This window comes from Paractinoplanes brasiliensis (assembly GCF_004362215.1).
Taxonomy (GTDB): domain Bacteria; phylum Actinomycetota; class Actinomycetes; order Mycobacteriales; family Micromonosporaceae; genus Actinoplanes; species Actinoplanes brasiliensis.
This window is the reverse complement of record NZ_SNWR01000001.1, coordinates 777,738-792,591: the sequence shown is the minus strand read 5'-3', so window position 1 is coordinate 792,591 and position 14,854 is coordinate 777,738. Positions and strand designations below refer to the sequence as shown.

General features: G+C 70.6%; 14 protein-coding genes. 9 read left to right on the top strand and 5 right to left on the bottom strand.

What is annotated here, in order from left to right; all coding sequences use genetic code 11:
* Positions 1-95: 95 nt before the first annotated feature.
* A complete protein-coding gene (locus tag C8E87_RS03185) occupies positions 96-689 on the top strand; it encodes a TetR/AcrR family transcriptional regulator (RefSeq protein ID WP_133871689.1) in 594 nt (197 codons plus the stop codon).
* Positions 690-1,242: 553 nt separating this feature from the next.
* On the opposite strand, the gene C8E87_RS03175 is transcribed toward C8E87_RS03185, so the two are convergent.
* Both C8E87_RS03175 and C8E87_RS03165 read right to left on the bottom strand, forming a co-directional pair.
* Complete coding sequence (locus tag C8E87_RS03175; RefSeq protein ID WP_133871688.1) at positions 1,243-1,602, bottom strand: hypothetical protein; 360 nt, start codon at positions 1,600-1,602, stop codon at positions 1,243-1,245.
* A gap of 738 nt (positions 1,603-2,340) precedes the next feature.
* The gene (locus tag C8E87_RS03165) at positions 2,341-5,247 is read right to left on the bottom strand and encodes an AfsR/SARP family transcriptional regulator (protein ID WP_133871687.1); all 2,907 of its coding nucleotides are present in this window, start codon (positions 5,245-5,247) and stop codon (positions 2,341-2,343) included.
* A 151-nt stretch (positions 5,248-5,398) separates the two neighbouring features.
* Between C8E87_RS03165 and C8E87_RS03160 the strand changes: the two genes are divergently transcribed.
* Complete coding sequence (locus tag C8E87_RS03160; RefSeq protein ID WP_166661049.1) at positions 5,399-6,457, top strand: methyltransferase; 1,059 nt, start codon at positions 5,399-5,401, stop codon at positions 6,455-6,457.
* Between the two features lie 72 nt (positions 6,458-6,529).
* Here C8E87_RS03160 and C8E87_RS03155 read toward each other — a convergent pair whose 3' ends face one another.
* Positions 6,530-7,144 carry a TetR/AcrR family transcriptional regulator gene (locus C8E87_RS03155; RefSeq protein WP_203720794.1) on the bottom strand — a complete coding sequence of 205 codons (615 nt, stop codon included), beginning with the start codon at positions 7,142-7,144 and terminating at the stop codon, positions 6,530-6,532.
* 75 nt (positions 7,145-7,219) lie between these two features.
* Here C8E87_RS03155 and C8E87_RS03150 point away from each other — a divergent pair, with 75 nt between their 5' ends.
* The 3 genes from C8E87_RS03150 (at position 7,220) to C8E87_RS03140 (ending at position 8,968) form a co-directional block, all read left to right on the top strand.
* Positions 7,220-7,975 (top strand): NADPH-dependent F420 reductase, encoded by a 756-nt coding sequence (locus C8E87_RS03150; protein ID WP_133871685.1) that lies wholly within the window; start codon positions 7,220-7,222, stop codon positions 7,973-7,975.
* A gap of 78 nt (positions 7,976-8,053) precedes the next feature.
* Positions 8,054-8,467: a hypothetical protein gene (locus tag C8E87_RS03145; protein ID WP_133871684.1), complete on the top strand. Its 414-nt coding sequence runs from the start codon at positions 8,054-8,056 to the stop codon at positions 8,465-8,467.
* 150 nt (positions 8,468-8,617) lie between these two features.
* Positions 8,618-8,968 carry a DoxX family protein gene (locus C8E87_RS03140; protein WP_203720793.1) on the top strand — a complete coding sequence of 117 codons (351 nt, stop codon included), beginning with the start codon at positions 8,618-8,620 and terminating at the stop codon, positions 8,966-8,968.
* A 438-nt stretch (positions 8,969-9,406) separates the two neighbouring features.
* Here C8E87_RS03140 and C8E87_RS03135 read toward each other — a convergent pair whose 3' ends face one another.
* Complete coding sequence (locus tag C8E87_RS03135; protein WP_133871683.1) at positions 9,407-10,153, bottom strand: ABC transporter permease; 747 nt, start codon at positions 10,151-10,153, stop codon at positions 9,407-9,409.
* Entirely contained in the window at positions 10,150-11,082 is a 933-nt protein-coding gene (locus C8E87_RS03130; protein ID WP_133871682.1) for an ABC transporter ATP-binding protein, read from the bottom strand. Before C8E87_RS03130 ends, C8E87_RS03135 begins: the two co-directional genes overlap by 4 nt.
* Before the next feature lie 123 nt (positions 11,083-11,205).
* On the opposite strand from C8E87_RS03130, the gene C8E87_RS03125 reads away from it, so the two are divergent.
* From C8E87_RS03125 to C8E87_RS03110, 4 genes are read left to right on the top strand one after another with little or no spacing between them, the layout of a single operon-like run.
* Positions 11,206-12,378, top strand: a complete 1,173-nt coding sequence (locus C8E87_RS03125) for a sensor histidine kinase (RefSeq protein WP_166661048.1) — start codon at positions 11,206-11,208, stop codon at positions 12,376-12,378.
* Positions 12,375-12,977, top strand: coding sequence for a response regulator transcription factor (locus tag C8E87_RS03120; protein ID WP_133871680.1), 603 nt, complete (start codon positions 12,375-12,377; stop codon positions 12,975-12,977). The genes C8E87_RS03125 and C8E87_RS03120 overlap by 4 nt, the downstream gene beginning before the upstream one ends.
* A gap of 22 nt (positions 12,978-12,999) precedes the next feature.
* Positions 13,000-14,151 carry a sensor histidine kinase gene (locus C8E87_RS03115; RefSeq protein ID WP_133871679.1) on the top strand — a complete coding sequence of 384 codons (1,152 nt, stop codon included), beginning with the start codon at positions 13,000-13,002 and terminating at the stop codon, positions 14,149-14,151.
* Positions 14,148-14,804, top strand: coding sequence for a response regulator (locus tag C8E87_RS03110; RefSeq protein WP_133871678.1), 657 nt, complete (start codon positions 14,148-14,150; stop codon positions 14,802-14,804). The genes C8E87_RS03115 and C8E87_RS03110 overlap by 4 nt, the downstream gene beginning before the upstream one ends.
* Positions 14,805-14,854 lie beyond the last annotated feature (50 nt).

The following is a 14,854-nucleotide window of genomic DNA, read 5'->3' as shown; positions in this document are numbered from 1 at the left end:
CGACTGTCTTCGGTAAGCCGGTGCATCCGGCCTCAGAAACAGTACGCTACGGTAGCGTACTGTTTCTGGCGCTGGGGAGATAGGGAGATCACAACGTGGCCCGATCCGGGGACTCCGTCGACGTCCGAGTCCGGCGGTCCAAGGCAGCGGTTCTCGCTCAGACGTACGAGCTGTTGACTGCCGGCGGTATCGGTGGTGTCAGCATCGAGGAGGTGTCGCGACGTTCCGGCGTGGCCAAGACCACGATCTATCGTCACTGGCCGTCGCGTGCCGCGCTGCTGGTGGAGGCCTGCTCGACGATCGGGTCCGCCCCCGCGGTGCCCGACACCGGCAGCTTCGACGGCGATCTCACCGCTTTGACCGAGGAACTGGCCGAGCAGCTACGCAGTGCGCGCTGGGCGACGGTCCTGCCCTCCATCGTGGACGCCGCCGAGCGCGAGCCCGAGTTGGCCGGGCTTCATGCGGATCTGCATGCCCGCCTGATGGCTCCGTTCGGTGTGGTGGCCGAACGCGCGCGAGCTCGGGGCGAGCTCCGCACGGACCGTGGACCGGCTGACGTCACCGCTGCCGTCGCCGGCCCGCTGTTCTACCGTCGCTGGTTCTCCCGCGAGCCACTCGACGCGGTGTTCGTCGCGCGCGTCGTCGAGGATGCCCTCGGCCATCTCGGCGTCCAGCCTCGCTCGACATGAGGCGTGGGCACCGCTCCGCGGGCGGTGCCAGTCCAACCCCCAGCGGCGGCAGTCCAACCCCGAGCGCCAGTCGCACAGAGCTCCTCAACGGCACGACGGACGCCAGTTCACAGCGACGGCCACGCCGACGACAGCAGCTGCATTCGCTCATGATCTTTGGGGCAGTGATGGGTCCGTCGTGCAGGCGGGCGAGCACTGAAGGTCTCCCGCCGCGGCCCGGCTGATCAAGCCGCGACGTCGGCGATTTTCTCGTACGGGTCCCGGGCTGTTCCGGCCGAGCCGAACACCTTGAATCGCGTGCCGGAGTTGCCGAAAGCCCAGGAGGGCAACTCGATTGCCTGCTCCGCCAGCAGCGAAGCGCTGCTCGTGAGGTGACGGCGGACCAGCAGGTAGTGCCGTGAGCCGGCCGCGATCCACGTCCATGCGTACCAGCGTTGTCCCTTCGAACCGGTACGGGCCGAGCGGACCTCCGTTTCCGACCATGACCACGCATGATCACGGCTTGCGTTGATCTCCGCTCGCGAGATGCCGGCCGGTGGCCTGCACGCCGAGGTCACACGGGGCCGGATCGATCAGATTCGGCCGTCGGTCGCCAACGGCGAGCCGCCATTCCCGAGAGAACCAGGACGCTTATGGAGATGATGACGGCCGTCGCGGCGAAGCGGTCCTGACGCCGGCTGGTGCAGGACTGAAAGGCCGGCGTGAAGTAGTCGCCGTCGGACGGGCCTGCCCACGGGCGTAAATTGAGCGACAGCGCGTTTCCACAGCTCTTCTTGGACTCCATGTCGCCGGGGGCGTGGATACGAATCGGCAGCAGCAGCAGCAAGAACACGGCCGCCGTGGACGCGGCGGCAATCCAGATCTCGGCCGGCCAGCGACCGGTATCGCGTACGGAAGGCTTGGGCACTGTCACAAGCTTGATGGTAGGAAACATAGACGAATGCGCCCGCCACGGCGGTATCGCAAGGCGGGGAATGGGGAATACGGCCACGGGGTGCGAGACCCGCGACGACGTACCGACTCGACGTGCGCGGATCTACCGCGATCCGGGCGGCAGCTCACGTTCACCACTCACTCACGGGCAGGCCTGGGTGCATGCCGCGCTCGGCTATCCGGCCCGGATGGCACTCGTCGACGTGCTGAAGTCAACTGCCCAGGATGCCGGGCCGGCGGTGCGGAGCCGGTCGGAAGGCGACCGCCGCCAGACCTACCCGCGCCTTGCCCCGGCTGGGCTGCATGCCGGGGAGCGGGTCGCTTTCGTTTGCACCCCCACAATTCGGCCCGCTCGCAGCTCGCCGCTGTCCTCTGGCTGGACCGCGTCGGCGGCCCGGTCGCTTCGGCCGGCACCCCCGCCGCCCCGTGTACCCGGGCGGTCAAGGCCGCGCACCGGCACGGTCTGCCGTTCAACGCGACCGGTACCGCCAGCACTCCTCAGATACGAGACCGCCCAGGACGTCCGACGACGTCATCACCATGGGCTACGGCGACGCCTCCCCGATCTTTCCCGGCAAACGCCACGAGGATCGGAAACTCGACGATCGGGCAGATTCCTGAGGTCCATCGACTCGCCGGTCTTCTCCCGTGCGCGCACGCCTCGTAGCGCACGGCGCACCTGACGATTCGACCGAGTGGACTTCCTATCAGCACCAGTTCAGAGCCCTGGGGCCCCCTCAAGCGCTACACGGCCCGGAAAGCTTTTGGGGTCATCGCCGTTGACGGCAAGACCGTGCGCGGGCTCGCCGGGGCGCGGTCGGTAGGCCGTCCGCATTTGTGCGTCAGCGAGACCCTCCGTGTCGGGCGGCGGGACGGCGTCGAGCAGGGGCAGACGCCGCAAACAGGTCTCGAGCAGCCCGGCGGCTCGCGGATCGTCGGAGGTCGTCGCGATGGCGATGGCCTCCCGATAGGCCTGATCCGCCCCAGCCGGGTCCCGGGCGGCGCGCCGCGCGTCGCCGAGCGATCGCCAGGAGTCCCCGGCGCGGAACTCGGCGCCGTGGCGCCGGTAGATCTCGATGGCGCGGCGGTAGCTGGCCTCGGCGCCGCCGTGGTCGTCGGCCAGGGACTGTGCGAAGCCGAGGGTGTCCCACACGTCCGCGAGTCCGAAGGGGCCCATGTCGTCGGCGAGAGCCAGCGCTTGGTGGGCGTGCTCGACGGCGTCGGCGAATCTACCCATCTTCGCGGACAGCCAGCTGATCGTGTTCAGCACGGTCGCCCGTCGTTCCGGGTCGGCGGGCAACAGCGCAAGCGCGGCCTGTGCCTGCACCAGCGCCTCCGCGTGCCGTTCCTGCTGGGCCAGCGTCCACGCCATCCGATGGTGGGTCGTGGCGACGGCGAGGTGGTCACCGGCGGCGGCGAAGAGGGCGAGAGCCCGTTCCAGATGCTCGTAGGCTGCCGGATAGCGGCCCATGTTGGTTTCGACGAGCGCGAGGCCCCCATGGCAGTGTGCCTCGGCGAGGGAATCGCCGAGGCGGACGGCCGCCGCCATGGCGATGCTCTGCGATGCCTGCAGGTGATGCCACAGGCCATGCCGGTTGAGGTAGTCGCGCACCAGGCAGGCCAATTGCCAGGCATGCCGCTCGAAGCCTCGGCGGTCTGCCGGTTCGAGGACGGCGAGCAGCACGAGGTGCTCATCGTCGAACCACGCCGATGGTCCGGTGCCGGGCAGCGGCACACCGTACGGGGCGGGGTCCGGGATGATCCGGGTCGTCGCCGGGAACATGCGTTTCGCCGCCGCGTACGACATGTGCAGGTAGTGATCGAGCAGCCGGCGTACGGCGTCGTCCTGCGTCTCGCGGGATTCGTGTTCGTCGGCGAGGTGGCGGCCGAGGGCCCGGACGAGGTCGTGGGTGGCGTACCGGCCCGGCCGGTGTTCGCTCAGCAGCGCAGCGGCAGTGAGCTCGGTGAGCACGGCTTTGGCACGGGTGATCGGGAGCCCGATCATGGCGGCGGCGGCGGGCACCGTCAGATCCGGCCCGGGGTGCAAACTGAGTAGCCGGAAGGCGGCGGCAGCCGGCGCGTCGAGTGCCCGGTAGGACCACGACAGGACCGTCGGCACGTCCGCCGCCGATTCCGCGGCCCGAAAACCGTCCAGGGTCGCGTCCGCCTCTCGCAGCTCGGCCGCCAACGCCGCCAGGGGAACGGCCGGCCGGGTTGCCGCGCGCGCGGCTACCAGCGCCATGGCCAGCGGAAGGCGTCCACTGCGGTCGACGATCTCGCGAGAGGCGGCCCGCTCGGCGCGTACCCGATGGTCGCCGACACGCGCGGCGAACATGTCGAGCGCCTCCTCGTGCTCCGGCGGTTCCAGGAGCAGCAGTCGCGCGCCTGTACCGACTTGAAGCGCGGACAACGTCGACCGGCTGGTCACGATGACGACGCAGTGCGGGTTTCCCGGGAGCAGGCCGCTGACCTGATCGGTGTCGGCGGCGTTGTCGAGAAGCAGGATCATTCTGCGGTCGGCCATGAGGGTCCGGAACAGCGCCTCCCGGGCCGCGGCCGGTCCGGGGAGGTCTGCCGCGCGGACGCCGAGGGCCTGCAGAAACTCACCGAGTACGTCCGCGGACGTTCGTGCTCCCGGGCGGTGTCCGCGGAGATCCGCGTAGAGCTGCCCGTCCGGATAGCGGTCGGTGATGTGGTGGGCCCACTGCAGGGCCGTCGTCGTCTTGCCCACGCCGCCCATGCCGGCCAGGATCAGGACGAGCAGTCCCGGATCCGCCAGCAGCGCATCGGCTCGCGCGAGCACGTCCGCGCGGCCGATGAACCCGGCCACCGCGGCGGGCAGCTGGATGGGACGGGACCGCTCCGGACCGCGGCGCGGCGGCAGCAGGCTCGGGTCGGCCTGGACGATCTGCGCGTACAGGGCGCGCAGGGCGGGGCCGGGGTCGATGCCGAGTTCCTCGTCGACCAGGCCGCGATACCGCTGAAAGGCGTCGATGGCATCGGCTTGGCGGCCGCATCGGTAGAGGACGGTCATGTGCAACGCACGCAGGCTCTCGTCGAGCGGATGCGCCTCGACCAACGCCTGTAGTTCCGGCTGCACGTCGCGGTGCCTGCCACGCCGGACGTCCAGCTCGATACGGTGGGTGACGGTGATCAGGTGACGCTCGGTCAGGGCGGTTCGCCGACGCTCCGCCTCCGGGCCCGGCACCCCCGCCAGGGGAGTGCCCCGCCACAGCGCCAGAGCGGCCTGGAGAAGGGCGGCCGCTTCGTCGAGGTCGCCGCACTCCTCAGCCGTCCGGGAGTTCTCGACGCAGGCCTCGAAACGGTCGAGATCGAGCACCGCCGGGCCGATCCGGTAACCCCGATGGGACGTACCCGTCTTGACCGGGAGCACAGCGTCGGTGCCCAGCATCCGGCGCAGATGGTGGACGTAGTTCCGGACGATCGCCGACGCGCTCGGCGGCGCCTCGGCGCCCCACACGTCCTGCGCGAGTTCCCGCGCCGGGACAACTCGTCCTCGGCGTAACGCCAGTGCGGCCAGCAGCGCTTGCTGCTGTGGCGGGCCGGTCGGCTGGTCGACGCCGTCGACGCGTACCCGGACCGCTCCAAGTACATCAACCTCCAACGCCTGGCCTCCACGGTCAGTAACAGGACGGGTTGGGCGCCAGCGTAGCCACGGCCGTCACCCCGCCCCCGTTTACGACATGTCCACGCCCTGTGGACGGGGACGGCAGACGATGGGCCGGTACCGCTCGTTCCGGAAGGGAGCATCGACCGTGTCCGACCCTGTCCCACCGGACGGCCCGCCTCCGGCCGTCGTCATGTCGCAGCTGCTCGGCGGCTTCCAGCTCTCCCAGGCGCTCTACGTCGTGGCAAAGCTGGACATCTGCACGCTGCTCGAGGAGAAGCCGCTGACGGTGACCGAGCTCGCCGAGCGCAGTGGGGCGCGCCCCGAGCCGCTCAGCCGGTTGATCCGCACGCTGGCCTCGACCGGGATCTTCCACACCACCGGTGACCTGGTGCACACCACACCGTTGGGGGCGACGCTGTCGCGCACCCATCCGGAGACGGTGGCGCACATCGCCGAGATGTGGATGGAGACCCACTATCTGCCGTTCAGCGAGTTGCTGCACACGGTACGCACCGGCGAGCCGGGCGCCACCCGATACTTCGGCAAGCCGGCCTTCGCCTGGGTCGGTGAGGATCCCGCCCGGGCGCGCCAGGTGGCCCGGGCGATGGCGGACCTGACCGGCTCACTGCGGCGTGGCATGTTCGACGCGTATCAGCTGCCGGCCGGCGACCGGGTCGCGGACGTGGGCGGTGCGGACGGGTCGGTGCTCGCCGAGCTCATCGCACACCGGCCGGACCGGCAGGGCATCCTCTTCGACCTGCCCGCGATGGTCCCGTCCGGGAATGCGGCGATGGTCACCCGCCGCCTGGACGACCGCGTGGCGGTCGTCGCGGGCGACTTCTTCACCGAGGTCCCGGAGGCGGACGTCTACGTTCTCAGCTTCATCCTGCACGACTGGGACGACGACGCGGCGGGCCGGATCCTGGCGACGATCCGCCGCTCGGCGTCCGACGGCGCCCGGCTCCTGCTGGTCGAGGGTCTGGTTCCGCCCGGCGACCAGCCGCATCTGATCAAGATGGTCGACCTGACCATGCTGGGCATGGTGCCCGGCCGCGAGCGGACCGCCGAGGAGTACACGACGCTGCTGACCGATGCGGGTTTCGTGGTCGACCGGATCGTGACCACCCCGACCCCGTTCTCGATCGTGGAGGCGACGGCTGCTGCGGACGGGCAACCGCCGCGCCAGGTGCGGCCCGTCGGATAGAGAACAATCTCAGACCCCCAGTTCCGCCAACGAGCAGTCCGCGGCCGAGGACGACCAAACGAAACCGGAGGGTCACGGTCGGGGCGGGGGTGCCGCTGCGTGCGCGTCGAAGTGGCAGTCGGAGAGAATGGGCCAGGTCAGTCTGGCCATTTCCGACGGTGTGTGTGCGCAGCCGCGTTGCAGCCAGTCGGTGGCCACCCCGACGAGCGCGCCCGCGACGAACGCTGCGGGTACGTTGTGCGGATCGTCGGGTGTGGCCGCGCTCTTGCCGGTCGATCTCATCAGCCCGGCGGCTGCCATGCGGCGCCGGATGTGGTCGATCACGCGGGCGCTCCCCTGCGGTCCGAGCAAGCTGCGGTACAGGCTGGCGTGCTCGCCGAGAGCGGTGAAGAAGGTCTGCAGAGATTCGATGGGGTCCCCGGTCTCGGGGTCGCCGCCAAGGGCAGTCATCACCCCGACCAGTTCGTCGATCATCCCAGTGCAGGCGGCCTCGGCCAGTTCGTGCACGTCTCGGTAGTGATCGTAGAAGGTCGAGCGGCTCACGCCTGCTCCCTCGGCGACGTCGGCAACGCTGATCTGCGACAGCTCCCGATCCTCGACGAGACGGATCAGCGCTCCCCGCAGTGCTGCATGGGTACGCCGCACTCGCCGATCGCTGGCCGGAGGGCCGCCTTGCGTCACAGACACGTGAGCCAGCGTACATTGCCTACATCTGTAGGTTAACCTACGGTTGTAGTACTACTTCGATCGGAAGAGGCTGTAGTGACCACAACCCTTGGACTGATCGGCGCCGGCATGATCGGCACCACGGTGGCCCGCCTGGCCGTTGCCGCCGGCCTGGACGTTGTCCTGAGCAACTCCCGCGGCCCTGAGACCCTCGCCGACCTCGTCGCCGACCTCGGCGAGCGCGCCCGCGCCGGCACCCCGGCCGACGCCGCGCGCGATGGTGAACTCGTGGTGGCTGCCATCCCGCTCAACGGCTACCGCTTACTCCCGGCGGCGGCACTGGCCGGCAAGACCGTGATCGACACGATGAACTACTACCCGCAACGCGACGGCCACATCCCAGAGCTCGACTCCAACGAGCTGACCTCGAGCGAACTGGTGCAGCAGCACCTGGCCGACTCCCGCGTGGTCAAGGCGTTCAACAACATCGTGTCCTTCAGCCTCGGCAAACTGGCGCGGCCGGCAGGCGATCCCGACCGCAGCGCCCTTCCCGTCGCCGGGGACGACACCGTCGCCAAGGCCCAGGTGGCCGCACTGCTCGACACTCTGGGCTACGACACAGTGGATTTCGGCGCGCTCGCCGACAGTTGGCGCAGCGAACCCACCACCCCGGTCTACGTCCAGCCCTACTTCGCCGGACAGGCGCCCAAAGGCCTCGATCCGGAAGAGGAATACCGCTGGCACGTCACCAACCCCGGCGTCGCGGTCCCCGCCGACCAGATCAGAAAACTCACCGAGTCCGCCGTACGCGGCACCGCCGGCGGATACCTACCTGGACTCGAGACCGCATAAGCAGCGGTCGCACATCGACCTGCTCGCCGGATCCGCGTGCCGGTGGGCTTTCCACTCCTCCGACCCGAGGTGAGTCCGATGAGCAACATCGAGTTCGTTCAGGCGTACAGCACGTTCATTGAATCCACAATGCTCGACGAGCAGGCATTCCTCGCCAAGCTGCCGCACTACATCACTGATGAATCCGTCCTGGCCGAACCCGACAGTCTTTTCGGGCGCCTCGTCGGATTCAACGGCTGGAACCAGTGGCGCACGGCCGCGGCCGACATGGCAATGCGAACCGGGGTCCGGTTCGTGACTGGCGGATCACAGTTCTTCGAGAACGGTGACACCGTGCTGCACTACTACGAGATCGACTTCTCCGCACGCGAAGGCTATCCGGGCGGCTGGCGCACATCGATCATCGAACGGTACGACTTCGCCGGCGGGAAGATCGGCAAGCTGACCGCCTACTACGCCGACACGACAGCATTCCTCAAGTACTTTTCCTGACCGCCGGCTCGCCGGTGTGTACTCGTTGGCCGGCTCGCGGACGGCGGAAAAGAGTGCGGCAGCCTCATATCGAAGTCAGCTGCGCAAAGCGCCACATGCCGCAGCGGTCCCGGCTGTTCGGGCCTATACCGTCTTTCTCTGGAGTCCTCCGTGTTTATCGCCTATGTCGTCGTCGCTGCCCTGCTGTCGCTGGTCCTGCTCATGTCCGCCCGTGGCGACATCACCCGCGACCCGAAGATCACGGAGCCGATCAAAGCGCTCGGGGTGCGTGACAGCTGGTTCCTGCCTCTCGGCCTTGTCAAGATCGCGGGCGCGTTGGGGTTGCTCGCCGGCATCGTTTATCGCCCTCTGGGCATCGCGGCGGCGATCGGTGTCGTCCTCTACTTCCTGGGTGCCGTGATCACGCACCTGCGTGCGGGCGACAAGAAGGGGGTCGGTACGCCGACCGTTATCATGCTCGTCGCCGTGGCTCCGCTGGTGCTGGGCATCGAAACGCTCTGACCGCCCGCCACGTTCATGGGCGGCGATCACCGGCACAGCGGCGACCTCACGATGGTGCAGCCCTCGAGTCGATCTGCTTACCGACGACAACGCCCGTTGCTACGGCACCGAGCTGGCGAGCCCGCCCCGGAACCGTCCACGCGTCGCGTTGTCGGCTGTCACTGCCGGTATCGCCCTCGCGGAGACCTCCGCCAGGGCCGGCTGTTCGTCCGGCACGAAGCCCGGCTCGACGTTGACCGCTCGGGTGAGCTGTTCGACAGGAACCAGGCCGAGCTGCTCATGGAGATACGGGGCGGGTCGTCGGCGCGAACACCGAGGCGGGTGTGGCCGGGTGTCTGGTTGATCCAGGCGGCGGCCAGTCCGGCCGTGTCGAAGGTATGGGGCCAGACGATGGGGCGAAGATCGACGGGCGCTGGGCGGGTTCACGGCGACCTGATCTCATCGTGTCTCCCAGCGGAAGACGCGGAACGCCAAGGCGACGGCCAGGGCGGCCAGGACGGACAGCGCCACCATGCTCGGCCAGGTCTGGCCGAGCAGCTGTCCCGGCGCGGCGCCGTTCCAACCGACCCGGACCAGCTGCGCGACGGCCGCGCCCGGCACCGCCAGCATCACCCAGGTCACCTCGTCGGGCGGGGTCATCGTGACCCACATCCCGCCACCGAACAGGGCGAGGAACACCGGCGCGGTGGTCAGCTGGGCCAGCTCCGGTGTTCTGGTGAACGCCGCGGTCGCGAACGCCAGAGCACCGGCCATCGCCGTCCCGCCGAGCACCCCGACGGCGAGCGGCCACCATCGGGCGGGAGCGTCGCCGCCGATCACCGCGGTCACGGTGCACAGCAGGACGGCCTGGACGACGGCGAGCAGGGCGTACGGGCTCAGCAGGCCGATGATCAGGTCGGCGTCGGAGGCGCCCGAGGTACGCCATCGCTTGAGCACGCCGTGCTGGCGGCGGGCGGCGAGCGCGGTGGTGCCGGCCATGTACGGCGTGCTGGCGAGCAGGAGCAGGAGCTGCAACGCGGCGGCCGAGCCGTAGTCGGCCGCCAGGCCACTGTCGCGTGTGAGAAACGCCAGGAGGATCCCGAGCCCGATCGGCTGGGCGATCGCGATGAGCGCGACCAGCGCGCTGCGACGTAGCAGGAGCAGTTCGGCGGTGGCCAGGACGGCGCCGGCCGGAAGTGTGGTCATGACGGTACTCCCGTGATCCGCTGGAAGATGTCGGTCAGTGACGCCTCGGCGGCTTGAAGGCGGCCGAGCTTCGCGTCGTGTGCGGCCGCCCAGGCCGACAGCCGGGCCAGGTCGGCCTGCAGGTCGCTGGTGACGATGGTGAGATCGGCGCTGCCCGCCGCGGTGCCGGACGTCCAGGCCGGCTCGCCGGAGAGACCGGGGATCGTCGCCCCGTGCAAGCCGGCGGGCACGGTGCAGTGGATGCGGGCGGGCTGCTGCGCGGCGAGTTCCTCGACGGTGCCGGTCGCGACGATGCGGCCGGCGTCCATGATGGCCACCCGGTCGGCCAGGGCCTCCGCTTCCTCCAAGTAATGCGTGGTGAGCAGAACGGTCATGCCGCGCCGCAGGCGGTCGCGGACCACGTCCCAGGTCCGCTGCCGGGACTGGGGGTCCAGCCCGGTGGTCGGTTCGTCGAGGAAGAGCAGCCGCTGGTCGCCGGTGAGGCCGACGGCAAGGTCGAGCCGCCGGCGTTCCCCGCCGGAGAGCTGCCCGACCCGGATGTCGGCGCGGTCGATGAGCATGACCTCCCGCAGCAGCTCGTCAAGGGCCCGCGGGTCGTCGCGGAGCCGCCGGAGCCGGCGCCACATGCGTACCGTCTCGGCCACGGTGAGGTCGGGCGCGAAGCCGGACTCCTGCAGGACGACGCCGACCTTGGACGCGAGTTGCCGCCGGTGCCGGCGCGGGTCCAGGCCGAGCACGCGGACCGAGCCGCTGCCCGGCCGGCGGTGGCCCTGCAACGTTTCCAGGGTGGTGGTCTTGCCGGCGCCGTTCGTGCCGAGCAGGGCGAAGAGCTCACCGGGCCGGACGGCCAGGTCGATGCCCCGTACGGCCTCGAAGCGGCCGTACCAACTGCGCAGTCCGGTGCAGGTGATGACGGATTCCGGAGTCATGTGAACAGGGTCGGCCGGGGGGACATCGCGGTGTAGTGACGTGGCGTACCGATCCGCATGACAGATGTCATCGGTCACCGGTCAACCGTTGGCCGCACCGGCCGGCACCCGCATCATGGGGTCGTGTCTACCGCCCCGACCTCCAGCGGTGTCCGCCGGATGCGCCTGTTCACCTGGTGGACGCTCGTCCTGACGATCGTCATGACCGGCCTGGTCGCGATCGGCTACATGCCGGCCCAGCCGGACTCCACTCCCGTCCGGGCCGGCCTGGTGCTGGCGATCCTGGTGGTCGTCGGCGTCTGCTTCCGTTTGTTCCACGCCTCGGTGTACGGCTGGTCGTCCGGCGGCGGCGCGGCGTTGCCATGGCTTGTCGCGGCCGGCGCGCCGGCGGCCGCCGCGACGGTGCTGCTGTCCGGGAACCTGATGGTCAACTGGCCATGGGTGTTGTTCCCGGCGACGCTGACCAGCGCCGCTGTGGTCGGCAGCCGATGGCCGCGGTGGCGGGTCGCCGGGGCCGGGGTGGCGCTGTCGGCACTCGTCGCGGCACTCAACGGCTGGATCGCCGGCTCGGTGCACTGGCAGCCGGTGGCCGGCGCCGCCGCGATCACCACGTTCGTCACCGGTTTGGTCGTTCTGCAGGTGTGGTTCTGGGAGGTGACGGTGCGAGTGGACCGCGCCCGGCAGGCCGAGGGCGAGGTGGCGGTCACCGGCGAGCGGCAGCGCTTCGCCGCGGAGTTGCACGACATCCAGGGCCACACCCTGCAGGCCATCGTGCTGAAAAGCGAACTGGCCGCCCGCCTGGCCGGCTCCGACCCGGACCGGGCCGCCACCCAGATGCGGGAGGTGGAGGCGCTGGCCCGGCAGGCGTTGCGGGATACGTACGAGGTGGTGGAGGGCTACCGGGCGGTGTCCCTCGACACCGAGATCAACAACGCGACACGGGTCCTGGCCGCGGCCGGCGTCGACTGCCGGATGCGGCGCGAGCCCGAAGGGGCGAAGCTCTCCGAGGACAACGAGCGGCTGCTCGGGCTGGTGGTCCGCGAGGGCACCACCAACGTCATCCGGCACAGCCGGGCCCACCGGGCCGAGATTGCCCTGATCGCCACGACCGACGGGATACGGCTGCGGTTCTCCAACGACGCCCCGCTGGCCGCCCAGCCCGATCCGGACCGGGTCAGCAACGGCGGGCTGGCGGGGCTCGCGCACCGGTTCGCGGCGGCCGGCGGCGAGCTGACCTGGAAGGGCACGGCCGACGCTTTCACCGTACGGGCGAGCCTGCCGGTCGGTGCACGATGATCAGGCTGCTCCTCGCCGATGACGAGGACCTGATCCGGGGTGCGCTCGCCGCGTTGCTGGAGCTGGAGCCGGACCTGTCGGTCGTCGGTCAGGCCGCCACGAGCACGGCCGCGGTGGAGATGGCCGTGCGGCATCGGCCCGACCTGGCGGTGCTCGACCTGGAGATGCCGCCCGGCGACGGGCTGGACGCGGCCGCCGAGATCCGGGCCCGCCTCCACATCCCGATCGTGCTGGTCACCCGGCATGCCCGGCCGGCCGTGCTGCGCCGCGCGCTCGCGAGCGGGATCGGCGGCTTCGTACCGAAGACGACACCGGCGAGCCGGCTCGCCGAAATAATCCGGGACGTGCACGCGGGCCGGCGTTACGTCGACGCCGACATCGCCGCGTCCGCGCTGACCGAGAACGCCTGCCCGCTCACCGCCCGGGAACTCGACGTCCTGCGCGCGGCCCGGAGCGGCGGGTCGGTCGCCGAGATCGCCGTCGTCGTCCACCTCGCCCCGGGCACGGTCCGCAACTACCTCTCCTCGGCGATGGCGAAGCTCGGCGCGACGACCCGGCACGCCGCCGCCCGTGTCGCGTGGGAACAGGGCTGGATCTAGTGGCTGGTAGCGTGCGTCCATCATGGCCACTCCCGCGTCGGGAACGCTGCCGGTGAGCGCGACCGGGCGCTTGCCGGCGCTCGCCGTCGACACGGTTCTGGGGGCCGGTTTCCTGGTGGCGCTGCTGGTCGAGCGGTTCATGCAGGCGCCCGGGCCGCCGGGGTCCGCGGTGGTGGCGGGCGCCGGGCTCGCGGTGGCGACAGCGCTGCGCCGGCGGTTCCCGTTCGGCGCCTTCCTGCTGAGCGCCGCGGCGCTGTGTCTGGAAGTGCTGGTCGCGTCGCCGAGCTGGCTGGCGCCGTACGCGAACCTGCTCGGCGTCTTCTCGGTGGCGCTGTACGCCACCCGCCGCCAGGCCCGCTGGAGTCTCGGGGTTCTGTTCGGCTGCATCGCCGTCTACTTCACCGCTCGCGGCGGCATCACCGCGCCCACCCAGCCGGCCGGGGTTCTGCTGGTGTGGCTGGCGATGTGGTCGGTCGGGTATGCGATGGCCCGGCGCCGCGAGGAGCAGCAGACCGCTCGCCGGCTCGTCCAGGAACGTGCCGTGGCCGGCGAACGGGCCCGCATCGCCCGGGAACTGCACGATCTCGTCGGGCACACGGTCAACCTCATGCTCATGCAGGCCGGCGCGGGTCGCCGGGTGCTGGACAAGGACCCGGAGAAAACCCGTGGGCTGCTGTCGGACCTGGAGCGGGCCGGACGCGACGCCCTCACCGAGCTCGACCGGGTGCTCGGCGTCCTGCGCAGCGACGACCCGGGCGGCGACCAACCGGCGGACGCCTCCGGGCTCGCCCTGCTGCCCGACCTCGCCCGGCGGATGACCGAGGCCGGGCTCCGGGTGACCGTCCGGATCGACGACGGCCTGGCTGAGCTCCCGCGGAGCCTGGACCTCACCGCGTACCGGATCATCCAGGAGAGCCTGACGAACGCGCTGAAGCACGCCGACGCCCGCACCGCCGGCGTCTCGCTGCGCCGCGACGGGCAGTGGCTGGAGATGGCGATCCGCGACGACGGGCGAGGACCGGCCACCGACTACCGCCCCGGCCGGGGCCTGCTCGGCATCCGCGAGCGGGTCGCCCTTTTCGAGGGCACCGTGACCTACGGTCCCGCTGGCCGGGCCGGTTTCCAGGTCACCGCACGCCTGCCGCTGACCCCGGCCGAGGCGACGACCCCATGACCGTACGGGTCCTGCTCGCCGACGACGACGCGCTGCTGCGGGCGGGGGTGGCCGTGGTGCTCGGCACCGCCGACGGCATCGAGGTGGTCGGCGAGGCGTCCGACGGGTTGCAGGCGGTGACGCTGTGCGGCTCCCTCGGCCCGGACGTGGTCGTGATGGACGTGCGGATGCCCGGGATCGACGGCATCGAGGCGACCCGGCGGATCGTCGCGGCCGGGTTCTCCACCCGGGTGCTCGTGCTGACCACGTTCCACCACGACGAGTACGTCTGGGGCGCGTTGCAGGCCGGTGCCAGCGGATTCCTCCTCAAGCGCGCGGCGCCCGAACGACTGATCGACGCGGTGCACACCCTCGCCTCGGGAGATGCCCTGATCGATCCGGCGGTGACCCGCGAACTGGTCGGCCAGTTCGTCGCGCGGTCCGTGCCGAGCCGTCCGGCGTCCCCCGAGTCCAGGCGGCTGGAGCAGCTCACCGGGCGCGAGCGGGAGGTGCTGCGGCTGGTCGCCGAGGGTTACTCCAACGCCGAGATCGCCGCCCTGCTCACGATCGCGGAGTCGACCATCAAGACGCACGTGAAGCGGATCCTCGCCAAGATCGACGCGCGGGACCGCGCTCAGGCGGTCGTGGTCGCCTACCGGGGAGGCCTGATGTAGGGCCGGGGTCGCGTACCCCAGCTGGGGTACGCGAGCCCCCCTCCACGGAG